This window comes from Mannheimia pernigra, assembly GCF_013377995.1.
Classification (GTDB): domain Bacteria; phylum Pseudomonadota; class Gammaproteobacteria; order Enterobacterales; family Pasteurellaceae; genus Mannheimia; species Mannheimia pernigra.
Map to the genome: position 1 here is coordinate 1,566,355 of NZ_CP055305.1, position 24,601 is coordinate 1,590,955.

Below are 24,601 nucleotides of genomic sequence, written 5' to 3' on the forward strand. Positions count from 1 at the left end.
ATATTATTTTAAAAAAATAACCGCTTGTTTGATATTCTTCTTAATTTGCTTAAGCCTGAGAGTAACAAGTTAAAGTAAGTAAAGCCCTGATATTAACAAATGATTTTTGTTTTATGCAGAAAATATGATTAATTATGCAATTTAATGGTTGCGGATTTTTCTAAAAAAGCTAATATAATTGATATTATTAAGAGGGAATTATGCGTAACACAGAATTAGCTTTAGCCCAATGGTTTAGACAATCTACGCCCTATGTGAATATGCACAGAGGGAAAACCTTTGTTATTATGCTTGATGGCGATGTGATAGAAAGTCCAAACTTTATCAACATTATTAATGATATTAGTCTATTACATAGTTTAAATATTAAGTTAGTGATTGTATTTGGTGCAAGACCACAAATTAATATGCTTTTAAAACAAAATAGTATTGAGCCTGAATATTACAACAATATTCGGATCACAAACCCACAATCACTAGATTATGTGAAACAAGCGGTGGGGAAGGTTCATTATGATTTGTTTGCTCGCCTTTCACTGCGTTTACCGCATTCAGATGTGATTAATGTAGTGAGTGGTAATATGATTTTAGCCCAGCCAATAGGCGTAGTTGATGGCGTGGATTATGCCTTAAGCGGTAAAATTCGCCGCATTAATGTAGAAAGTATCAAGCAGCAACTTTCACAAAATTCAATAGTATTACTTGGGCCTATTGCCCCTTCCGTAACAGGGGAAATGTTTAATTTACCGTTTGAAGATATTGCTACTCAAGTTGCGATCAAGCTAAGAGCAGATAAATTAATCGGGTTTTGTGAAGAACAAGGTATTTTAGATGAAGCTGGTAATGTGATTTCCGATATTTTTCCGCAAGAAGCTCAAAAAGTGCTAAATAATTTAATTGAGCAAGGGCAGTACCACACTTCAAAAGCCCGTTTTTTACAGGCAGCGATTAGTGTCTGTAGAGAAGGGATAAAACGTTCACATTTGCTAAGTTACAAAGAAGATGGTTCTCTCCTGCAAGAATTATTCTCTCGTGATGGTATTGGTACACAGTTCTCTATGGAAAACTCAGAAAATATTCGTATTGCTAACTCAAGCGATATTCCAGGATTACTTGATTTAATTCACCCACTTGAACAACAAGGTATTCTAGTTAAACGTTCTCGTGAACAATTAGAAATGGAAATTGCCAATTATACGATTATTGAGCGTGATGGCGTGGTGATTGCGTGTGCGGCATTAAATGTCTATCCAGAAGAAAAAATGGCGGAAATGGCGTGTGTGGCAGTGCATCCTGATTATCGGGATTCCTCAAGAGGCGATGTCTTGCTCGAAAACATTTGCAAACGAGCAGAGCAGTTAGGCGTGGAAAAACTCTTTGTGCTAACCACCCGAACCACGCAATGGTTCCAAGAGCGTGGCTTTAGATTGGCAGACGCCCAAGATCTACCACGTTATAAGCGAGAAAATTATAACTACCAACGCCGTTCCAAAGTGTTGATTTTGACACTCTAATCGCGTTGTAACTTTGTCTTATGAAATAATGGGTAAAAAAATCCGCCTTTTTTAAAAGGCGGATTTGCAATTTTTAGCGGAAATTTAACCGCTTACAAGGCGTTTTTCTCACCACGAGAGAGGCTAATTACACCTGAGCGGACGATTTCAACGATAGATGTTTCTTCTTTCACCGCTTCAATGAAGGCATTCAGTTTCTCGCTTGAGCCAGCTAATTGAATGGTGTAGAGCTTCGGCGTTAAATCCACAATTTGCCCACGGTAAATATCTACCATACGTTTTAATTCATCACGAGATGAGCCTGTTGCACGCACTTTTACTAACAGCACCTCACGTTCAACGTGTTCGTAAGCACTTAGGTTACTCACTTTAAACACATCAACTAATTTGTGTAATTGCTTTTCTATTTGTTCTAAAACTTGCTCTTCACCTTGAGCAACAATCGTCATTCTTGAAAGGCTTGGGTCATCAGTGGGGGCAACGGTTAAACTTTCAATGTTAAAGCCACGTTGTGAGAAAAGGGCAACCACACGAGATAAAGCACCTGACTCATTCTCTAATAATACTGCTAATGTTCTACGCATCTGTTCTCTCCGTTTTACTTAACATCATTTCATTCATTGCACCGCCACGAATTTGCATTGGGTAAACGTGCTCCGTTTCGTCAATTAATACATCGACAAAAACTAATTTATCTTTGATAGAAAAGGCTTCTGTTAATTTTGCTTCAAGCTCGGAAGGGTGATCAATTTGAATGCCAATATGGCCATAAGCTTCAGCTAATTTAGCGAAGTTTGGTAGTGAATTCATATACACCTGTGAATGGCGGCCAGAGTAGATAATATCTTGCCACTGTTTCACCATACCTAAGAAACGGTTATTAAGGCTTATAATCACAATTGGTGTATCGTATTGTTTTGCAGTGGAGAGCTCTTGGATATTCATTTGAATACTGCCATCACCTGTTACACACACAACCGTTGCTTCTGGGTGAGCAAATTTCACCCCCATTGCTGCGGGTAATCCAAAGCCCATTGTGCCAGCACCGCCTGAGTTGATCCAACGGCGTGGCTTGTCAAAACCATAATGTAGTGCCGCAAACATTTGATGTTGTCCAACGTCTGAAGCAACATAAGCCTCGCCATTAGTGAGCTTGTGGATCATCTTAATAACTTGTTGTGGCTTGATCACTTCTGAGCTTTCTTCAAAAGCTAAGCAATTACGGGCTTTCCACTCATCAATTTGTTGCCACCAAGCGGTCAAATCTGTCTGACTTTTTGTAAGGCTTTCATCGCCAAGTAATGATAAAAACTCGTCCATCACATTTTTTGCACTACCTACAATTGGAATATAAGCCGCGACGGTTTTGGAAATAGAAGCAGGATCAATATCAACGTGAATAACTTTAGCATTCGGGCAGTATTTGGCTAAATTATTTGTTGTACGATCATCAAAACGAACACCAATGCCTAAAATCAAATCACTTTCGTGCATAGCATTATTGGCTTCATAAGTTCCGTGCATACCCAGCATTCCTAAAAATTGCTTATCAGAAGCAGGATAGGCCCCCAATCCCATTAATGAAGTCGTAACAGGAAGATTTAATTTTTGAGCAAATTCAGTTAATTCTGCAGAACACTCAGCATTAATCACGCCACCACCGATATAGAGAATAGGCTTTTTGGCTACTAACAAGGCTTTTAATGCTTTTTTAATTTGCCCTTTATGACCTTGTATTGTTGGATTGTATGAACGCATTGCGACGGTTTTGGGATATTCATACGGATATTTATTTAATGGATTGACCATATCTTTTGGAATATCAATAACCACTGGGCCAGGGCGGCCACTTGAAGCAATATAGAATGCTTTTTTGATGATGTGTGGAATATCTTCGGTATTTTTTACCAAGAAGCTGTGTTTTACCACAGGGCGAGAGATACCTATCATATCACTCTCTTGGAAAGCATCGCTGCCAATAAGACTTGATGGAACTTGCCCTGATAAAATCACCATTGGGATAGAATCAGTATAAGCTGTTAAGATACCAGTAATGGTATTTGTTGCTCCAGGTCCTGAAGTCACTAATACACAACCAACTTTACCCGTAGAACGAGCATAGCCATCTGCCATATGCACAGCGGCTTGTTCGTGTCGAACTAAAACGTGGTTTAAGCCAAGTGTATGAATAGCATCATAAATATCTAATACAGATCCACCTGGATAACCGAAAACGTATTCAACGCCTTCATCTTTAAGGGACTGTACAACCATTTCTGCACCAGAAAGTTTTTTCATTAAATCCTCCAACCAAAAAATGCTGTTTAATTGGTTGGATTGTGCAGGAATTTTTTATGGCTGTCTAGTGGTGTTTTTTGAATCAAGCTTAAACTAATATGGTTTTATTTTCTAAAAATATAAAAAATTTAGATTTTTATAAAGATAATTTAAATTAAATTTGGGTTTTTGATTTTATATTCTATATTTTATACTTTTGTCAAAATTTAAAACTTTTATTGCTAAAATTGTTTTTCGGGTAAAAAATAGCCATTTTAATAATTTTAAATTTTGCAAAAAAATAACAGAATATGACCGCTTGTAACATTAGGCTTCATCAATTAACGTTAATTTTTCATTCGCATCTGTAGTAATTTTCGCAATTGCATTGCGGTAAGTAATTTCCAGACTTTCTCGGCTTGTTGCAATTACCCCCTGATCGAGTAAGAAGCCATCTTTGACATCATAAACCCACCCGTGCAGAGAGAGGGATTTACCTCGTTCCCAAGCGGATCTGACAATCGCTGATTGTCCTAAGTTATAAACTTGTTCAGCCACATTCAATCTAGTTAGCACATTTGCTCTTTCTTCATAGGGAAGATTACCTAATAAATGGCTGTGTTTAAACCAGATATCACGCAGATGTAATAACCAGTTATTAATTAACCCAAGATCATTTTGTATCATTGCGGCATTAATACCCCCACAGTTTGTGTGTCCGCAGATGATAATATGCTCAATTTCCAATACATCTACCGCATATTGCACCACAGATAAACAGTTAAAATCGGTATGAATAACCATATTGGCAACATTTCGATGAACAAATAACTCACCAGGTTCTAATCCTGTTAATTTTTCAGCGGGTACGCGGCTATCAGAGCAGCCAATCCATAGATAAGTTGGCTTTTGATGCTCTGCTAACTTTTTAAAGTAATCAGAGTTTTCATCTTTCATCTGAGTTGCCCAAGTATAATTATTCGTAAATAGGCGTTCAATTTTTTCCATAAATTCTCCTTTTAATATGCTATTTTAGCCAGCTGAGATTATATGACTAAATTAAATAGTCGGGTAGGTGAAAATAAAAAATGCCCTTAACTCTGGGCATTTATTGAACGATGGAAAGCGAATTATTGAGTCGCCTGAATAGCAGTGAGTGCAATAGTATAAACGATATCATCAACTAAAGCCCCACGAGACAAGTCATTTACTGGTTTACGCATACCTTGTAACATTGGACCGATAGAGACGAGATCTGCAGAACGTTGTACCGCTTTATATGTAGTATTACCCGTGTTTAAGTCTGGGAATACAAATACCGTTGCTTTACCCGCTACTGGAGAGTTTGGTGCTTTAGAACGAGCAACATCTTCCATAATTGCAGCATCATATTGTAACGGACCATCAATAATTAAGTCTGGGCGTTTTTCTTGTGCAATACGAGTTGCTTCTTTCACCTTCTCAACATCTGCACCAGAACCTGATGTACCTGTTGAGTAAGAAATCATCGCAACACGAGGTTCAATACCAAATGCTTTCGCCGATTCAGCAGATTGAATCGCAATTTCTGCTAATTGCTCTGCGGTTGGATCTGGGTTTACCGCACAATCACCATATACCAATACTTGATCAGGTAAAAGCATAAAGAAGATTGAAGAAACAATAGAACTGCCTGGTGCGGTTTTAATAATTTGCATTGGCGGACGAATAGTATTAGCGGTGGTGTGTACAGCCCCTGATACTAAGCCATCCACTTCATTTGCTTCAAGCATCATAGTACCTAATACTACGTTATCTAATAATTGCTCACGAGCAACTACTTCTGTCATACCTTTTGCTTTACGCAATTCAACTAATCGAGCAACATAATTTTCACGAACAGCGGCAGGATCAACAATCGTAATGCCTTTGCCTAAGGTTACACCTTGTGCTTCAGCTACACGCTCTACTTCTGTAGGTGATGCTAATAGTACACATTCTGCAATACCACGTTCAGCACATAATGCGGCGGCTTTTACTGTACGAGGTTCATCGCCTTCTGGTAAAACAATGCGTTTTTTCGCTTGACGAGCATATTCAGTTAATTGATAACGGAACGCAGCAGGAGAAAGACGACGAGTACGCGTGCCTGCTTTAGACATATCATCAATGAAATTAGCATTAAATTGACTCGCCATATATTCTTTAATCGCAGCAATACGCTCTTTATCATCTACAGGCACTTCTAGGCTAAAGCTTTGTAAGCTTAATGCAGTCTGCCAAGTGTTTCCTTCAATACGGAATACAGGCACACCGGTTTCAAAGGCTTGTTGGCATAATTTCCCAATAATGCTATCGATTTTATAACCACCAGTTAATAAAATCGCACCAATTTTCACACCGTTCATCACTGCTAATGAGGCAGCCACTAACACTTCTGGACGATCAGCAGAGGTGACTAATAAGCTACCAGCTTTAAAATGATCCACCATATGTGGCAAACTACGAGCACAAAAGGTTACACCACGAATACGGCGAGTTTTAAGCTCCCCTTCATTAATAATAGTAGCACCTAAATGTTTAGCAACATCAACTGCTCGAGTTGCAATGAGCTCTGCTTTCCAAGCAATACAGCCTAACAACTTAATTGGACTTTTCGCAAAAAGATTTTCTATTTCAGAGACACTGTTATTAGAGTGTTGGAATGAATCAAAGATTTCAGTTAAGTCTGGACGAGTTCTGCCTGAATCATCAACAGGTGCATTGAATTTGTTGATGATTACACCTAATAAATTCGGATTATGGCGACCTCCAAACAGTGATGCGGCGGCTTCAATACGTTCTTTTAATTGGCTTGAGGTATCTGAAGCGGGTGTTGCAACTAAGATAATTTCAGCATCAAGAGATTGAGCTATCTCATAGTTAATGCTATTTGCATAAGAATTTTTACGAGTTGGAATTAAACCTTCAATAATGATAATTTCATTATTTTTAGACAGTTTTTGATGACGTTCTACCACTTTTTCTAATAGCACATCAGTTTGGTTTTGACCAATTAATGATTCCGCTTCGCTTAACATAAATGGCTCGCCAACTTCAGTAGTTTGATCTGCCCGAATAATGGTTGTGGAGCGATCTAAAGTATCTTCACCGCTAATAGGTTGAGCAATAGGTTTTAAAAATCCGACTTTAGCACCTTTTTGTTCTAGTGCATGAACTAGGCCTAAGCTTACACTGGTTAAACCAACACCTGTTGAAACAGGGATAAGAATAATTGTTCTAGACATAATTATTTCCAGTTTTAGAAATTGAAAGGGCAGAATATCTGCCCCTGTAAATCATTATAGTGCTAATTTAGCAGTATCTTGTGCAATCACTAACTCTTCGTTAGTTGGGATAACAACAGCCTTAAATGCTGAGTCATCGCTTGTAATTACGCCCTCTTTACCAAAGCGAGCAGCAAGATTACTTTCATTATCTAACTTAATACCGAATAATTTTAAATGATTTAACGTTAATTCACGCACTAAGCCTGAATTCTCGCCAATACCGCCTGTAAATGCGATAGCATCTAAGTGCTCTGCACCTAAAATTGCCATATATGAACCAATATATTTTGCTAAACGGTAGCTGAACACATCTAACGCTCGTTTCGCTTCTGGTTTGCTTGCATCATCATAATTATCTTCAGCATAACGACAGTCACTTGTTACCTCAGTTAAACCTAAAAGCCCTGATTTTTTAACTAGAGTAGTATCAATTTCTTCCATTGACATACCTAAGTTATTGTATAAGAAAGAAATAATGGCGGGGTCGATATCACCTGAACGTGTCCCCATTACTAAACCTTCCAGCGGCGTTAACCCCATTGAGGTATCAATACATTGACCGTTACGCACTACAGAAACAGAACCGCCGTTGCCTAAATGACAAATAATGGCGTTGGTTTGTTCAACTGATTTACCCACCAGCTCAGCCACTTGTGAGGTAATGTAGAAATGGCTTGTGCCGTGAAAGCCGTAGCGACGGATACCATTTTCTTTATAGAATTTATATGGAAGGGCATATAAGAAAGCGTGCTCAGGCATAGTTTGATGGAAAGCAGTATCAAAAACAGCCACATTCTTATCTTTTAATTCAGGGAAAATACGAAAAGATTCTTCAATACCGATTAAATGAGCCGGGTTATGTAATGGAGCAAATTGAACTGCCTCTTCAATACCTTTAATGACTTCATCGGTAATTACAACAGAAGAAGTAAATTTCTCGCCACCGTGAACGATACGATGACCAATTGCGCCAATGTTTGCTTTTAATTCATCTGATAATAATTTTTCAGCAATAAATGTAAGTGCTTCACTATGTGCTGCACCTGCACCTAAATCAGCGTTACCTTTCTCTCCATTTAACTTCCACTTGATACGAGCATCGTCTAAATTAAATGCCTCAGCAAGGCCTGATAATTTCTCATCACCCGTTTTAGGATCTAAAATAGCGAATTTAAGAGATGAACTACCACAGTTAAGGATTAAGATTAAGTTTTTAGACATGGTGAAATTACCTTATTTTATGAAATGACTTTGAATAAAATACAAAAATTTCTATTTGTACATTCAGCCACAAAGGATACACCTTTCAGCTGCTAAAATAAATCCTTGAAGTGAAAAGAAAGGCAAAAATGTGTTTAAAATTTGATATAACAGAGTATAAATACAAAAAAATATAGTAAACAAGCGGTTATTTTTCTAGAATATATTGCAACTGACAATTTTATTTCATTCGGAGATTTATTTATGCTTAAAAGACGCAAGTTTATTCAACTCGGTACAAGTGCAATATTGGTATTAGCTACAACCCCCTCTGCTTTTGCAAATGCCCAACGCAAAGCAGCATTACGTGTCATTGCAACAACAGATATTCACAGTTATTTAACAGACTTTGACTATTACAAAGACGCCCCAACTGAAAAATTTGGCTTTACTCGTGCAGCAACGCTCATCAAACAAGCAAGAGAGGAAGTGAAAAACAGCATTCTAGTTGATAATGGTGATTTAATTCAAGGCAATCCAATTGCAGATTACCAATCTAGCAAAGGTTCAAAAGAGGGCAGAGCAGAGCCTTCAATTATGGCATTAAATGCGATGCAATATGATGCAGGCACATTAGGTAATCACGAATTTAACTATGGTTTAGCTTATTTAGACAATGCCATCAAACAAGCAAAATTCCCCATTGTTAATGCCAACATTGTTAAACCTGGAACAGATGAACCTTTTTTCAAGCCTTATGATATTCAAGAGAAAAAAGTCATTGACGAAAAGGGTATGGAGCAAACGATCAAAATCGGCTACATTGGCTTTGTACCACCGCAAATAATGATTTGGGATAAAGCGAATCTTGAAGGCAAAGTAGAAGCACGAGATATTGTCAAAACAGCACAAAAATATATTCCTCTTCTCAAAGAGGCGGGTGCTGATGTGATTGTTGCCCTTGCTCACACAGGCCCATCTGACGAACCTTATCAAGAAGGTGCAGAAAATGCCGCCTTTTACCTTGCTGATGTAAAAGGTATTGATGCAGTGATTTTTGGACACGCACACCGCCTGTTCCCAAATAAAGAATTTGCCACATCACCAAATGCTGATATTGCAAAAGGCACAATGAAAGGTGTAGCACAAAGTATGGCTGGTTATTGGGCAAATAATATCAGCGTGATTGATTTAAGTTTAGCTCAACACAATGGTAAATGGAGCGTTGTAGATGGCAGGGCAGAACTACGTCCAATTTATGATGCTGAAGCGAAAAAATCTACGGTTGAAAATCACCCAGAAATTGCAGCGTTATTAAAAGAAACACACGAAGAGACCCGTAAATTTGTTGCTCAGCCGATTGGCACAGCCACAGATAATATGTACAGCTACCTTGCCTTAATTCAAGATGATCCAACAATCCAAATTGTAAACCAAGCACAAAAAGCTTATGTTGAAAATGTCGTTAAAGGCTTACCTGAACTTGCAGGATTACCCGTTTTAAGTGCAGGCGCACCATTTAAAGCGGGGGGTCGTAAAAATGATCCAACGGGCTATACTGAAGTTGATAAAGGCAAATTAACTTTCCGTAATGCGGCAGATTTATACCTTTATCCAAATACGTTAGTGGTTGTTAAAGTAAGCGGCACAGAATTAAAAGAGTGGTTAGAATGTAGTGCAGGTATGTTCAAACAAATTGATACAACGAGCGATAAACCACAACATCTACTAGATTGGACAGGCTTCCGCACCTACAATTTTGATGTGATTGATGGCGTAAATTATCAATTTGACTTAACGCAACCAGCCCGTTATGACGGCGATTGCAAGTTAATTAATGAAAACGCTCACCGTGTAATTAATCTAACTTTTGAAGATAAACCAGTTGCCCCAAACCAAGAGTTCTTAATTGCCACAAACAACTACCGAGCTTATGGTGCTAAATTCCCAGGGACGGGCGAAAAACATATTGTTTTTGCAGCCCCTGATGAAAACCGCCAAGTGCTAGCAAACTACATTACTTCTGAAAGTAAAGCTCACGGACAAGTAAGTCCAAAAGCCGATAACAACTGGCGAATTGCATCAATCAACTCAACCGTAAAACTGGATATCCGCGTTGAAACCTCGCCGACGGAAAAAGCAAAAGCCTTTATTAAAGAGAATGCACAATATCCGATGGAATATGTCGAAAACGATGAAACAGGCTTTGCGGTGTATCGTATTGATTTAACGAAGTAATATAAAATAACAAGCGGTTGGATTTTCTAAATTTTTGGCAAAATTTTTATAAAATTCAACCGCTTATTTTAACTAGAACTGTTCAGCAATATTTTGACGAATTTCATCAAAATTAGTTTCTTTAACCAATTTACCATTTTCAAAAATCACTTCTAAAAGATCATCAGAACAATCATCTAGGGCAGTTAAACCATCGATATAACTCTCTAAAGTCGTTACCTTTACTCGGCCTTTTTGCGATTTTTTCAAGCCATCATCGGTTTTTGGATCTTTGAAAATAGCTTTCTCAGCGCCATTAATGGTGATGGAAGTCGCTTTAATCGCAAAACCAAGCGTATCTCTTGTATTGCGTTGATAGGTTTGAGCCCCAACACCAAATACAATATTGCTTGAAGCAAAACCTTTCGCTTCCAATCCCTCCAAAATTTTAACCATTTTTTCATAGGTTACACCATCGCCATAAATAGCCCCAATATGCGAATTAAGCACTTTATAGCCTTTGTTATTGATTGTTCCACCGAAAATATCCCATAAACACTCAATTAATCCTTTGCGTTCGTGTTCGGTTCCAGCGGTAACATCGCCACAAATAATGGTAAAAAAGTCGCCACTATCAGGGCGAATAACAACTTTTGCTGATTCTGGACGAGCTAAAATTTCCTCTTTGAGTAATGGCAGATTTACCGTGATGTTATGCCAAAAATCGGTAGTATCCGCTACAATAGAGAGCATATTATTCGGATATTTATTCATTAAATAGCGGAAGGTTGGCAATTCATCAACCCCGTGCGAACTCATTACAGAATGCTCGGAAGCTGGAATTGATGTACCGATTAAATTTTTAGAGCCATAATAGGCTTCCACAAATGAAATGGCAGGAATGGTATCTGTACCTAAAAATGAGGTTAAATGCCCAGCTCCAGAGGTTTCAGCTGATTCTAATGAACTCATTCCACGCATTGAAAAATCGTGCGATTGGAAGGGTAGATGGCGATGATCATCGCAGGTTTGCTCGGAAAACTGCATTAATGTTTTACGATAAGCAAAAGCAATAGAGGCTGATGTTATCGGCTGCCATAACGAAACATTAATCAACGTTTCCAAATAATTGGTAAGCCAAAAGAAATCAGGATGCGTGTTTTCAATAGTCATCATCGGCACTTTAATTGCCACTGATTTACCTTCAGGAATAGCTTTAATTCTAATTGGCAAATAACCTAATTGATGTAATTGTGCGATATGTTCGCCAGAATCTTCAATGTGTAATGTATCTGCAATAAATTTCGTGTATTCAGTCACAACTTCAGATTCTGAACGAGAGAAAAAATTATCATTAAAATAATGAATTAAGTATTTCATAATAAAGGCTTGAAAACCAAATGAAACAATACGATGCAGAAATGGAGCCTTTGCATTACTACGAGGTGTAAAGGTGCTATATAAAAATTGTGAACCTTCTGGATATTGTATTCTGTGCAAGGTTTTGTAAAAATCACATAATAATGATGGGATTGCAGTAGATTTGATTTTTTTATCTAATATGCTATTCATTTGGCAAATTCCTTATGTCATTTTAAGTTGCTAAAGCCTAACATAACTTAGTTTAAAATGGAAAGTATTTATTACAAAATGAGAATAAACCCAAAATAATAACCCTCAATAAAAATTCGCATAATGGCCTACAGGTTATGCGAAAGTCATCTAATGAGATAATTAAAATGGAAAAAGTAGAGAAGAGTTCGAATCTTGTTCTAAATCTTTCTCTTGAAGATCGAATGCGAATTCTTGAGTGTTTAGAAAATCCTAAAGAGCCTAATTCAGAAATGCTAGAGGCTTTAAAAATACATTCCTTGTATGTTGCTAAAACAAATACCAAATAATGTTTTCAAGCAAAACTATGGCAGATATAACCCCTTTCCCACATCACTCCCCAACATTTTTTTGAAACTGTCCGACTACTTAAAATGCAGGAACATAGAATCTATATTGGTGTAGATTCAATAGAAGTTCGTTTTAAGCAAAAGCGTTTTGAGTCAAAAGAGGAAACAGATAAGAGGTTAGAACAGTTAGAGCATTTTATGCTCTTTCTACAAGAAATCATTATAATGAAGTTCAAAAAAGACTACAAGAAGCCCAGCACGACTTCAAAAAATCACCAAGTAAAAAGTAGCACGGAGCTTGCGAGTACAACAAAACTGAGGCTGTATCTAGATAATGATAGCTTGATTAATGTTTTTACTATTTTAGTAATTTCGCATAATTCACATTATGTTAAATAAATAATAAAGGTAACGAATTATTCTATAAAAACTACTAAACTACCTTCCTTTTATTTATAGTTCTAAAAAACGATCATATTTGCACATATTTTTACAAAAATGACCGCTTGTATTTTTTGTTGGGATTTAGCTTAATTGCTTAAATGCTTGTAGTAAATCCATTTTAATATCTTCAATATGTTCTAAACCAACGGAGAAACGCAATAAGGTGTTGGTAATACCACGAGCAATACGTTCTGATTCTGGAATATCCATATGGGTTTGGGTTGCTGGATAAGTAATGAAACTCTCTGCACCGCCTAAACTTTCCGCAAAAGTGATTAATTTAATTGCTTTAAGGAATTTAGGTACCCATTCTTCTTTTTGTAAGCGGAAAGATAACATACCGCTTTTACCTGAATATAATACGCTGTCAATTTCAGGTTGCTCGGCTAAAAATGCGGCTAATTCTGTTGCATTAGCTTGATGACGCTCCATTCGTAATGCCAAAGTTTTCATTCCACGCACCGCAAGGTATGAATCAAATGGCGAAAGCACTGCACCTGCACAGTTTTGGAAATAGAATAAACGCTCTGTTAAGTTTTGACCATTTACTTTAGTGGCTTCAGAGTCTTTTGCCACAATTAAACCCGCTAATACATCATTGTGGCCAGAAAGATATTTGGTTGCACTATGCACAACAATATCAGCACCATATTCAATTGGGCGGAACAATACGGGTGTTAAAAATGTATTATCTACAATTAACATTAAATTGTGTTTTTTTGCAATTTTAGAAATTGCAGCAACATCACACTCTTCCATTAATGGATTAGATGGCGTTTCAACAAAAATCGCTTTGGTATTGGGTGTAATTGCGGCTTCAATCGCGGCTAAATCTGCGGTGTTTACATAAACAGGCTTTAATGTATGGTGATTTTTATGGCTAAAATCGAACAAGCGGTATGATCCACCATATACATCGCTTGAAATAATCCATTCATCAGAGCCTTTAAATAAAGACATAATTAGCTGAATTGCTGCCATTCCCGATGCCATTGCAAAGCCTGCATCGCCACCTTCTAAATCAGCGATGCCCTGCTCTAACACGGCACGGGTTGGGTTTTTGGTGCGGGTGTAATCCCAGCCAGTTGATTCGCCTAGCCCATCACGCCCATAAGCAGTCGATAAAATAATTGGCATTGCAACCGCCCCTGTTCTTGGGTCGGTGCGGTTACCAATTTGTACTAATGTGGTTTCAATATTATTGAACGTTGTCATTTTTATTATCCTTCAATTATAAATTGTTTAAATCAAGTACATCGGTCATATCAAATAAGCCATTTTGTTTGGTGCTTAACCATTTTGCAGCACGCACTGCACCATTAGCAAATGTCATACGGCTAGAGGCTTTATGGGCAATCTCTACACGCTCTCCCTCATCAGCAAACCAAACGCTATGCTCGCCCACTACATCGCCTGCACGAATGGTGGCAAAGCCAATTTCATCACGTTTACGTTCGCCAGTAATACCATTACGCTCAAAAACACCGTGCGTTTTTAAATCACGTCCAAGAGTTTTCGCAATATGTTCCCCCATTGATAATGCCGTGCCAGATGGAGCGTCCACTTTGTGGCGATGATGTGCTTCAATCACTTCGATGTCGCAATAATCCCCCATTACTTTCGCTGCTTTTTCTAACAGTTTGAACACTAAATTTACGCCCACGCTGTAGTTTGAAGCAAACACGATACCGATTTTGTTAGACGCCGCTTTAATTGCCTCTTTGCCTGCATCATCAAAACCTGTTGTACCAATCACCATCTGCTTTTTATTTTCAACGCAAATTGCGATGTGTTCTAAGGTTCCTTCAGGGCGGGTGAAATCAATTAACAAATCAAAATTCGCCACGTTTTTTGCTACATCGTCAGACACCATAATGCCTAACGCACCAACACCAGCTAGTTCACCTGCATCGCTACCAACTAATGATGAGCCTTTACGCTCAAAAGCAGCACCTAATTCAACGTCCTCTGCATTATGAACGGCTTGAATTAATTGGCGTCCCATTCTGCCACCAGCCCCTACGATTCCAATTTTTAATGCCATCTTTTTTCCTTTTTTGTTATGTGTGTACGACAATAATAAGCGGTCTGATTTTACAAGAAATTTGCAAAAAATTGTGTAAATTTTACCGCTTGTAGGTTATTTTTCTAATGATGCCTTTCCGATTTTCCTAGCACCGCAATGTGTACGGTGATTTCTTCTCTATCGTGGTATAAATGCTTTGCTTGAATGCTGAACCAAAACCCTTGCTTTGTGAGTTCCTCTTCCAAAAAGTTTAGGCACAGCTGCACTTCTTGATAACGTTTTTTCATCGGCAGTTTTAGATTAAAAATGGTTTCTCGACACCAGCCGTTAATTAGCCATTTTGCGATTAATTTAGCAATCCGAATCGGTTGTTCGACCATATCGCAAACTAGCCAATCTACAGATTTACGTTTTGGTGGCTGGAATTTAAAACCATCTTCAGGGCAATGTTCAATTCGTCCTGTATCGTGCAAACTGGCTGCCATTTTGCCGTGATCGACCGCATACACAAATACACCACGCTTCACCAGTTGATACGTCCAACCGCCTGGGCAAGCACCAAGATCTACTCCTGTCATCGTATCATTAAAACGTTTTTTCTCTTCCGCTGGTGGGATAAACGTTAAGATAGCTTCTTCCAATTTCAGTGTTGAGCGGCTCGGTGCATCGACAGGAAATTTTAAGCGAGGAATGCCCATAAAAAACGGCGATTTATTGTGATTATAAGCATATCCCACATAACAAGCTCCTGAGCGAACAAACAGAATATGCAAGCTGACACTACCCTTTGCCGTTTCAGCTTTGCCAAGCCAGCCTTGTTTTTTCAATGCAGAACGCAACGGTACGGTGAATTTTCGGCAGAACGTTAATAATTCTTTGGCTTCATTGGTGTCTGGCGTTTCCACTAAAACGTCCGAACTGTTGCGAGGATTTAACTCTGCATATTGTGCCAAGATCGGCGAAATTCGATCATTTTCGGGTAAGTTTTGCAGCAAATCCCCCACCACGACCATTTGGCGAATAAAGATCAATTGCTCGAATTTTAACTGTTGAGCTAATTTATCCGCCTCCCCTGCTTGGTAGCATTCAAAAATCACATAACCGCTGTTTTCTTTGAGGTTAGCAAAACCAAAAATGCCAAGTTGAGCGGCTTTATCGCTAATTTCTCCAGCCACTTCTTTTTCAAAACCAGCACGGCAATATAGGGCTAATTTATTGAACATTTCGACGTCTCACGCTGATATAAATTAACACCACCCAGCCAAGCATAAAGCTCAGCCCACCAATTGGCGTTAGCCAATGGATTGTTGGTATTCCCAAGGCTAATAGATAGAGGTTTCCGCTAAATAATAAAATTCCTAACGCCCAACTATCGCCAATTATATTAAAGGCTTTTGCTCTACAAGCGGGCGAATTTTGCGAAGCATTGGCAATTTGGAATAAGCCCAAGGCAAAAATGGCAAGAGTGTGGAACATTTGGTATTTAATGCCTGTATCAATCCAACCTAATGCTTTGGGTTCTACTAATTGGGCTGATAATGCGTGGCTGGCAATAGCCCCAAACGCCACGGTAAATAAACCGCTTAATGCAGCAAGGGTAATAAATTTGTTTTTCATAAATTTAAATAGAGAGAGTGATAAATAATTTACTATATCATATTGTGAGAGCTTACAAGCGGTGAAATTTTGCAAAAATTTTACAAAAAATCACCGCTTGTAGGTTATTTAGAGCGTAATAAAGCTAGGTGCTTCAAACACCGTCACTTTCGGGGCTTCTCCCTCAAACTTCTCGACTTGCACCGTGGTGGTGTTTGGGGCGTTGCCCTGCCCGAGCTTGGACGAACCGTCGTTTCTAGTCAGCACATTCGGGTTGCCGTTTTTGCAAAGTGGTGATGTTGAGCCAAGATCTTGTGGGTCGTACCAACCGCCTTCGTAAAGAGCAACCGTGCCTGGCATAATGCCATCTGTTACCACCGCTCCAGCCAGTACTTGCCCTCGTTTGTTAAAAATTCGCACAATATCACCGCTTGTAATGCCTCGTGCAGCGGCATCTTGGGTATGAATAAGCAAGGGTTCTCTGCCATTGACTTCGTAATATTGGCGGAGAGAAGAGTACGCAAGCTGGCTATGCAGACGATATTTAATGTGTGGTGTGACTAACGCCAGCGGTTCTGCTGTCGTGGTTTTGCCTGAATATTCTTGATGTTCAAACCACGTTGGATGCCCTTTGCAATCGTCATAATTCATTTTTGCGACAGTTTCAGAAAAAATCTCAATTTTGCCTGATGGCGTGGCGAGTTTGTGCTTAATCGGGTCGTGACGATAATCTTGATAGCGAACAAAGCTATTTTTATTTTCAGTATCAAAACTGAGCACTTTGTTCTCTGCCCAAAATTCATCAAATGTTGGTAAGGGATTATTCATTTTTTCTGCTGCTTCAAAGGCAATTTGGTAGAACGCTTGCAGCCACTCCATTTCGCTTTTACCTTCGGTAAATTCAGCTTCTTTGCCTGCTCGTTTCGCTAGTTCTGCAAAAATATCATAGTCGTTTTTCGCTTCAAATTGCGGTGGCACAACTTGCTTCATCGGAATGATATTTTTCACCACATAATCACCAGAAACCGTGACGTCGTTGCGTTCGTAACTCGTGGTGGCAGGCAACACAATATCTGCCATTCGGGCCGTTGGCGTCCAATAGCATTCATTTACAATCACCGTTTCAGGCTGTTGCCACGCTTTCACTAAATAGTTGGTGTCCGGATGATGAACAAATGGATTGCCTCCTGCCCAATAGACTAATTTGATATTTGGGTAATGAAATGTTTGTCCATTGTACTCAAAGGGTTGATTTGGCTTGAGCAACGCATCGGCAATGCGAGCAACAGGGAAAAATGGCATTGCTGGGTTTGGTTTGCCTGCGTTAATCGAACCAATCCGCACACCTGAATGGGTGTTTAAACCGTCTGTTGAATAGCGATAATTCAGCCCGAAGCCACCACCAGGTAAGCCGATTTGTCCAAGCATTGCGGCTAATGTCACTAACGCCCAATGACTTTGCTCGCCGTGCTGTAGGCGTTGCAAGCCCCAACCCGCCATCAGCATCGTGCGGTTTTCAACAAAAGCGTGGGCTAATGCTTGGATTGTGTCTGCAGGAATGCCACAAATTTGGCTTGCCCATTGAGCCGTTTTAGGATGATTGTCCGTTTTACCAAGTACATAGTCGCTAAATGGCTCGAAACCTACGGTATATTTGGTTAAAAAGTCGTGATCGTGCTTGTTTTCAGTGATTAAGGTATGAGCGATGCCCAACATTAAAGCAACATCCGTTCCTGTGTTAATTGGCAACCATTCGGCATTTAAAAATTGGCAGGTTTCACTTTTTACTGGGTCAATACAGATAATTCGCTTGCCTTTTGCTTTTAATTTAGCCAGATAATCAATTCCTTCGGGCTCAGCGGAAGTCCACGCAATGCGTAGCGTATTGAGCGGATTCGATGACCAAATGACCAATAATTCCGTATTTTCAACAATAGTGTGCCAGCTGGTTTGCTGGGCGTAAACTTCAATATTGCCCAACACATAAGGCATAATTACTTGAACGGCACCTGTAGAATAATCCCCTTTGGTGTTGATAAAACCGCCAGTTACATTTAAATAACGCTGTAATAGCGTGCGAGAGGCGTGTAATGCCCCACAACTATACCAACCGTAAGAACCACCAAAAATGGATTCGCTACCATAATCTCGCCGTACACGTTCGATCTCGGTTGAAATCAGCTCAAAGGCTTTATCCCAAGAGACTCTAACCCATTCATCACGTCCACGCAAAGTGGTGTCTGGGGTGCCATCCAAGTAACCTTTACGCACCATCGGATATTTCACACGCACAGGGCTATAAAGTTGGTCAGCGACTACATCTTGCAGTTCATTTTGATGATTTTTCGCTAAACTGCCCTCCGATTTAATCACTTTTCCATTTTCCACCGTCACATTCAACGCCCCCCAGTGGGCTGCAGTGGTAATCGTATTTTGGGGTTTATCGAGGTAAACAAATTTGCCTTTTTCTAATGCTGTATTCATTTAATGTGCCTTTTAAAGGTGAAAATTGTTTGGAATTTACTGGATTAAGTGGAAAGTTGCAACTGCAAGCGGTTGTTTTTTTATTGAAATTTGCAAAAAATAAAGACATTTAGACCGCTTGTAAATGGCGCATAAAAAATCAGCACATTATCTTATTTCAAAAAATAACGTGCTGATTAAAAAAGCAAAGGTTCTGTTTGTATAATTAAACAGCTACTTGCACAATCACATTATCCGCTTTTTTCACATAACTGCTGATTTGGTCAAAGTTCATATAGCGATAGATGTCGTCTTTGTCTTTTTGCAGACCGTTTACATAACCAAGATACTCTTCTGGTGTAGGTAATTTACCTAACAAGGCAGAAACTGCCGCCAATTCCGCTGAGGCTAAATACACATTTGCACCTTGCCCTAAACGGTTCGGGAAGTTTCGGGTTGAGGTTGAAACCACATTTGCATTATTCGCAACGCGGGCTTGGTTGCCCATACAGAGCGAGCAGCCTGGCATTTCAACCCTTGCCCCACTTTTACCATAGATACTGTAATAACCTTCCTCGGTCAATAAAGCGGCGTCCATTTTCGTTGGCGGTGCAATCCAGAGTTTAGTCGGTAACTCCCCTTTCTCTTGGCTTAGCAATTTACCTGCCGCACGGAAATGTCCGATATTGGTCATACAAGAACCGATAAAGACTTCATCAATGGTATCGCCTTGCACTTCAGAAAGCAGGCGAGCATCATCTGGATCATTTGGCACACATACAATCGGCTCGTTAATTTCATCTAGGTTGATATCAATAATTGCCGCATATTCTGCATTTTCATCCGCTTCTAATAACAGCGGATTATCTAACCACGCTTGCATATTAGCAATACGACGCTCAAGAGTACGTTTATCATCATAACCTTCTGCGATCATCCATTTTAATAGCGTAATGTTAGAGTTTAGATATTCAATGATGGGTTCTTTATTCAGTTTGATAGTACAAGCTGCTGCAGAACGCTCTGCAGAAGCGTCGGATAGCTCAAAGGCTTGTTCGATTTTTAAATCTTCTAAACCCTCGATTTCAAGAATACGCCCAGAGAAAATGTTTTTCTTACCTTTTTTCTCAACGGTTAATAACCCTTGCTTAATTGCATAATAGGGAATCGCGTGAACTAAATCGCGTAGTGTAATACCTGGTTGCATTGTGCCTGAAAAACGGACTAAAACGGATTCTGGCATATCTAACGGCATCACGCCAGTTGCGGCTGCAAATGCGACTAAACCAGAACCTGCAGGGAATGAAATCCCGATTGGGAAACGAGTATGAGAATCGCCACCTGTACCAACCGTATCAGGCAATAACATACGGTTTAACCAAGAGTGGATAACACCATCGCCTGGACGAAGTGAAACGCCACCACGATTCATAATAAAATCAGGTAATGTATGGTGTGTGACTACATCAACTGGTTTTGGATAAGCCGCGGTATGGCAAAATGACTGCATAACTAAATCAGCCGAGAAGCCTAAGCAAGCTAAATCTTTTAGCTCATCTCTTGTCATTGGGCCTGTGGTATCTTGAGAGCCAACAGAGGTCATTCTCGGTTCACAATATTGACCTGGGCGAACCCCCTCAACCCCACAAGCACGCCCAACCATTTTCTGGGCAAGTGTATAGCCTTTATCGCTGTCTGAAACAGCTTGCGGTTTGATAAATATCTCACTTTCGGGCAGACCAAGTGCCACTCTTGCTTTGTGGGTTAAACCTCGTCCAATAATGAGTGGAATTCGACCGCCTGCACGGACTTCATCCAATAATACATCGGTTTTTAATTCAAACTCAGCCAATACCTCATCAGAATTGTGCTTACAAATTTTACCCTCGTAAGGGTAAATATCGATCACATCACCCATATTAAGTTGCGTAACATCCACCTCGATAGGTAAAGAACCAGCGTCTTCAAGTGTATTAAAGAAAATCGGGGCAATTTTACCACCTAATACGATACCACCTGCACGTTTATTGGGGATATACGGAATATCTTCCCCCATAAACCAAAGAACAGAGTTAGTCGCAGATTTACGAGATGAGCCAGTGCCTACAACATCCCCTACATAAGCCAGTGGAAAACCTTTTTCCTTCAATGCTTCTAACTGTTTTACTGGACCAACTTGCCCATTATCATCAGGGAAAATACCATCACGTTCATTTTTAAGCATTGCTTGAGCGTGAAGTGGAATATCAGGGCGAGACCAAGCATCTTGGGCTGGAGAAAGATCGTCTGTATTTGTTTCACCTGTTACCTTAAACACCGTCACAGTCAATTTTTCAGCAAGTTTAGGGCGAGAGGTAAACCAATCTGCATTTGCCCACGATGCTAAAACTTGTTTTGCAAATGCATTGCCACGTTCTGCTTTTTCCTGCACATCATGGAAATTATCAAACATCAATAAAGTTTTAGATAAAGCCTCTACCGCAACAGGTGCTAGTTCAGGTTTATCTAATGCTAAAAGCAAGGTTTCAATATTATATCCTCCCTGCATTGTGCCTAATAATTTCACGGCGTGAGTGGGCGAAATAAGTGGCGATGAAGTGGTGCCCTTTACAAGATCAGCTAGAAATGCCGCTTTAACATAAGCGGCTTCATCAACACCCGCTGGAATACGATTTTCAAAAAGTTCCAATAAAAAGACCGCTTGTTCCTCTGGTGGATTTTTAAGCAGCTCAACTAACTGTGCGGTTTGCTCTGCCGTTAATGGCTGTGGCACAACCCCCAACTTTGCACGCTCATCAACCTGCTGTTGATAGTTTTCTATAAAATTTGCCATAAATTACTCCTTATCCTTCCTTGAATTACATATTTGCAATAATATCTTGTGCAAACTCTGATGTTGAGCGTAATGTTGCACCCTCTAACATTTCTGCAAAATCAAAGGTGACGGTTTTATCCATAATCGTTTTAGAGACAGCTTTAACGACTAAATCTGCTGCTTCAACCCAGCCTAAATGGCGTAACATCATTTCACCACTTAAAATTAATGACCCTGGGTTACCTTTATTATGCCCTGCAATTTTGGGAGCGGTGCCGTGCGTAGCTTCAAAAATTGCACTATCAAAACCAATATTCGCTCCTGGAGAAATACCAATGCCGCCAACTTGAGCCGCTAATGCGTCAGAAATATAGTCGCCATTTAAGTTAAGGGTTGCGATTACATCATATTCTGCTGGGTGTAATAAAATTTCTTGTAAGAATGCGTCAGCAATGCAGTCTTTAATAATGATTTCCTCGCCAGTTTTGGGGTGAGCTAAACTCATCCAAGGGCCTTTATGAATTAATTTTGCACCAAATTCTTCCGCCACTTGATAGCCCCACTCTTTAAATGCCCCTTCGGTAAATTTCATAATATTACCTTTATGCACAAGGGTAAGTGATTTACGATTATTATCAATCACATATTGCAATGCTGCACGCACTAAGCGTTGCGTACCTTGCTTAGAAACAGGTTTAATGCCGATACCGCAATCTTCAGTAAAGCGGATTTTTTTTACGCCCATTTCTTGTTGTAAAAATTCAATCACTTTATTCGCTTCAGGGGAGCCTGCCACCCACTCTACACCAGCGTAAATATCTTCAGAATTTTCACGGAAAATCACCATATCAATTAATTCAGGCTGTTTAACTGGGCTAGGTGTACCGTCGTAATAACGAATTGGGCGTAAGCAGTTATATAAATCTAACCCTTGACGCATTGCTACATTTAAAGAACGAATACCACCGCCGACAGGTGTCATTAAAGGGCCTTTAATTGCAACGTGATATTGACGAATGAGATCGAGTGTTTCATCTGGAAGCCAAGTATTTTCACCATAGCGTTCATTTGCTTTCTCACCAGCATAAATTTCCATCCAAGCAATTTTACGCTTGCCTTGATAAGCTTTTTCAACGGCAGCATCTAATACTGCTTTCATTGCAGGGGTGACATCAACGCCGATACCATCACCTTCAATGAATGGGATAATAGGATTATCAGGCACTTGCAATGAGCCGTCTTGATTTAGTTGAATGGTTTCGCCTTGTGGAATTTGGACTTGTGTTTGCATTTTCTCCCCCTTGTCGTGACGAAAAATAAATGTTTATGATTGAATAACAAATCAACTATAAACAGGAAATCTGTAAATGTAAATAAAGAAAGTTCTCTAAGAAAAGATTTGTGATCCATCGCACATTTTGTAAATGAATTATAAAAAAATATTGTTATTCTGTTAAAAATAATCTAGTTTATTGGGAAGCTAAAATTAGAAAAGGAGTATGTATGTCAGCAGTAACATTAACACTAGAAACAGGTGAAAAAATTGAACTTGCTATGAAAAAAGGCTCACTAGGGTATCAAAACGTTGATATTAAACCTTTTTCAAAACATAAATTGTTCGCTTACGACCCTGGCTTAGTTTCAACGGCCGTTTGTGAATCAAGCATTACTTATGTAGATGGCGACAAAGGTATTTTACTCTATCGCGGCTATCCGATTAATCAACTGGCAAAAAATTCTGACTACTTAGAAGTAAGCTATATGCTCTTATTTGGGGAACGCCCTACCAAAGAAGAATATAATGACTTTATTCAGCTTATCAAAAAACACACGTTAGTACACGAACAGCTCACTAAGTTCTTCTCTGGTTTCCGCCGAGATTCTCACCCTATGGCGGTAATGTGTGGTGTAAGTGGTGCATTAGCGGCTTTCTATCACGACTCCATTGATGTTAATAACCAAGCGCACCGTGAACTTACTGCAATTCGATTATTAGCTAAAATTCCAACTCTCGCTGCGATGTGTTACAAATACTCCATCGGTCAGCCGTTTATGTTCCCACAAAATAATTTATCTTATGCAGGTAATTTCTTATATATGATGTTTGCAACCCCTTGTGAGCCTTATGAAGTCAATCCAGTATTAGAACGTGCATTAGATAGAATTTTCATTTTACACGCCGACCACGAACAAAATGCCTCTACTTCAACAGTGCGTACGGCAGCCTCTTCTGGTGCGAATCCTTTTGCCTGTATTGCAGCAGGGATTGCCTCTCTTTGGGGGCCTGCACACGGCGGTGCAAACGAAGCTTGTATTAATATGTTAGAAGAAATTGGTACTGTAGATAGGATTCCTGAATTTATCGCTCGAGCCAAAGATAAAAATGACCCATTCCGTTTGATGGGCTTTGGACATCGCGTCTATAAAAATTACGATCCTCGTGCGAAAGTAATGCGTGAAACCTGCCACGAAGTATTAAAAGAGCTGAATATTGATAATCCATTATTTGAAGTTGCACTAGAGCTAGAAAAAATCGCACTAAACGATCCTTACTTCATTGAGCATAAACTTTATCCAAATGTAGATTTCTACTCTGGTATCGTATTAAAAGCGATTGGTATTCCAACTTCAATGTTCACGGTAATGTTTGCTTTAGCAAGAACGGTTGGCTGGATTGCACACTGGAAAGAGATGTATCTACAAGGCAATATCAAAATCGTTCGTCCTCGCCAGATCTACACAGGGCATACCGAACGTGATTTTGAGTCGATGGATAAATCATAAGATTTGCAAAAAATTGAAAAATTTTAACCGCTTGTTGAGCTACCCCAACAAGCGGT

Annotated in this window: 18 protein-coding genes; 5 read left to right on the forward strand and 13 right to left on the reverse strand. The window is 39.4% G+C overall.

The genetic code is table 11. The annotated features are described in order from the left end of the window. The first annotated feature begins 200 nt into the window (after window positions 1–200). Window positions 201–1,514, forward strand: a complete 1,314-nt coding sequence (gene argA, locus HV560_RS07540) for an amino-acid N-acetyltransferase (RefSeq protein ID WP_176812560.1) — start codon at window positions 201–203, stop codon at window positions 1,512–1,514. 92 nt (window positions 1,515–1,606) lie between these two features. Here the strand turns inward: argA and ilvN are convergent, their stop codons facing one another. The 5 genes from ilvN to HV560_RS07565 all read right to left on the reverse strand — a co-directional run bounded on the left by ilvN (window position 1,607) and on the right by HV560_RS07565 (window position 8,320). Continuing rightward, window positions 1,607–2,098, reverse strand: coding sequence for an acetolactate synthase small subunit (ilvN, locus tag HV560_RS07545; protein ID WP_159630205.1), 492 nt, complete (start codon window positions 2,096–2,098; stop codon window positions 1,607–1,609). Then, window positions 2,091–3,812, reverse strand: coding sequence for an acetolactate synthase 3 large subunit (locus HV560_RS07550; protein WP_176812561.1), 1,722 nt, complete (start codon window positions 3,810–3,812; stop codon window positions 2,091–2,093). The genes ilvN and HV560_RS07550 overlap by 8 nt, the downstream gene beginning before the upstream one ends. Before the next feature lie 306 nt (window positions 3,813–4,118). Continuing rightward, on the reverse strand, window positions 4,119–4,799 hold the full coding sequence (gene can, locus HV560_RS07555) for a carbonate dehydratase (RefSeq protein WP_176812562.1): 681 nt from the start codon (window positions 4,797–4,799) through the stop codon (window positions 4,119–4,121). Window positions 4,800–4,921: 122 nt separating this feature from the next. After that, on the reverse strand, window positions 4,922–7,057 hold the full coding sequence (gene pta, locus HV560_RS07560; protein ID WP_176812563.1) for a phosphate acetyltransferase: 2,136 nt from the start codon (window positions 7,055–7,057) through the stop codon (window positions 4,922–4,924). Window positions 7,058–7,111: 54 nt separating this feature from the next. Then, a complete protein-coding gene (locus tag HV560_RS07565; protein ID WP_176808432.1) occupies window positions 7,112–8,320 on the reverse strand; it encodes an acetate kinase in 1,209 nt (402 codons plus the stop codon). Between the two features lie 243 nt (window positions 8,321–8,563). Here HV560_RS07565 and cpdB point away from each other — a divergent pair, with 243 nt between their 5' ends. Beyond that, entirely contained in the window at window positions 8,564–10,537 is a 1,974-nt protein-coding gene (gene cpdB, locus HV560_RS07570; RefSeq protein WP_176812564.1) for a 2',3'-cyclic-nucleotide 2'-phosphodiesterase, read from the forward strand. Between the two features lie 72 nt (window positions 10,538–10,609). Here the strand turns inward: cpdB and HV560_RS07575 are convergent, their stop codons facing one another. Further along, on the reverse strand, window positions 10,610–12,088 hold the full coding sequence (locus HV560_RS07575; protein WP_176808434.1) for a nicotinate phosphoribosyltransferase: 1,479 nt from the start codon (window positions 12,086–12,088) through the stop codon (window positions 10,610–10,612). 167 nt (window positions 12,089–12,255) lie between these two features. Here HV560_RS07575 and HV560_RS07580 point away from each other — a divergent pair, with 167 nt between their 5' ends. Beyond that, a complete protein-coding gene (locus HV560_RS07580; protein ID WP_159630191.1) occupies window positions 12,256–12,417 on the forward strand; it encodes a type II toxin-antitoxin system TacA family antitoxin in 162 nt (53 codons plus the stop codon). 84 nt (window positions 12,418–12,501) lie between these two features. After that, window positions 12,502–12,816 (forward strand): hypothetical protein, encoded by a 315-nt coding sequence (locus HV560_RS10400; RefSeq protein ID WP_238348711.1) that lies wholly within the window; start codon window positions 12,502–12,504, stop codon window positions 12,814–12,816. A gap of 126 nt (window positions 12,817–12,942) precedes the next feature. Here HV560_RS10400 and HV560_RS07590 read toward each other — a convergent pair whose 3' ends face one another. The 7 genes from HV560_RS07590 to icd form a co-directional block, all read right to left on the reverse strand. After that, entirely contained in the window at window positions 12,943–14,076 is a 1,134-nt protein-coding gene (locus HV560_RS07590) for a methionine biosynthesis PLP-dependent protein (protein ID WP_159630187.1), read from the reverse strand. Window positions 14,077–14,092: 16 nt separating this feature from the next. Further along, the gene (gene dapB / locus HV560_RS07595) at window positions 14,093–14,905 is read right to left on the reverse strand and encodes a 4-hydroxy-tetrahydrodipicolinate reductase (RefSeq protein WP_176812565.1); all 813 of its coding nucleotides are present in this window, start codon (window positions 14,903–14,905) and stop codon (window positions 14,093–14,095) included. Between the two features lie 104 nt (window positions 14,906–15,009). Beyond that, entirely contained in the window at window positions 15,010–16,110 is a 1,101-nt protein-coding gene (gene rlmM, locus HV560_RS07600; RefSeq protein ID WP_176808437.1) for a 23S rRNA (cytidine(2498)-2'-O)-methyltransferase RlmM, read from the reverse strand. Then, the gene (locus tag HV560_RS07605; protein WP_176812566.1) at window positions 16,100–16,504 is read right to left on the reverse strand and encodes a DUF423 domain-containing protein; all 405 of its coding nucleotides are present in this window, start codon (window positions 16,502–16,504) and stop codon (window positions 16,100–16,102) included. The genes rlmM and HV560_RS07605 overlap by 11 nt, the downstream gene beginning before the upstream one ends. 108 nt (window positions 16,505–16,612) lie before the next feature. After that, window positions 16,613–18,967 (reverse strand): molybdopterin guanine dinucleotide-containing S/N-oxide reductase, encoded by a 2,355-nt coding sequence (locus tag HV560_RS07610; protein ID WP_176812567.1) that lies wholly within the window; start codon window positions 18,965–18,967, stop codon window positions 16,613–16,615. Between the two features lie 205 nt (window positions 18,968–19,172). Continuing rightward, window positions 19,173–21,779 (reverse strand): bifunctional aconitate hydratase 2/2-methylisocitrate dehydratase, encoded by a 2,607-nt coding sequence (gene acnB, locus HV560_RS07615; protein WP_176809980.1) that lies wholly within the window; start codon window positions 21,777–21,779, stop codon window positions 19,173–19,175. Window positions 21,780–21,804: 25 nt separating this feature from the next. After that, the gene (gene icd / locus HV560_RS07620; RefSeq protein ID WP_176812568.1) at window positions 21,805–23,052 is read right to left on the reverse strand and encodes an NADP-dependent isocitrate dehydrogenase; all 1,248 of its coding nucleotides are present in this window, start codon (window positions 23,050–23,052) and stop codon (window positions 21,805–21,807) included. Window positions 23,053–23,264: 212 nt separating this feature from the next. On the opposite strand from icd, the gene HV560_RS07625 reads away from it, so the two are divergent. Continuing rightward, window positions 23,265–24,545 carry a citrate synthase gene (locus HV560_RS07625; RefSeq protein WP_176812569.1) on the forward strand — a complete coding sequence of 427 codons (1,281 nt, stop codon included), beginning with the start codon at window positions 23,265–23,267 and terminating at the stop codon, window positions 24,543–24,545. Window positions 24,546–24,601: the final 56 nt, after the last annotated feature.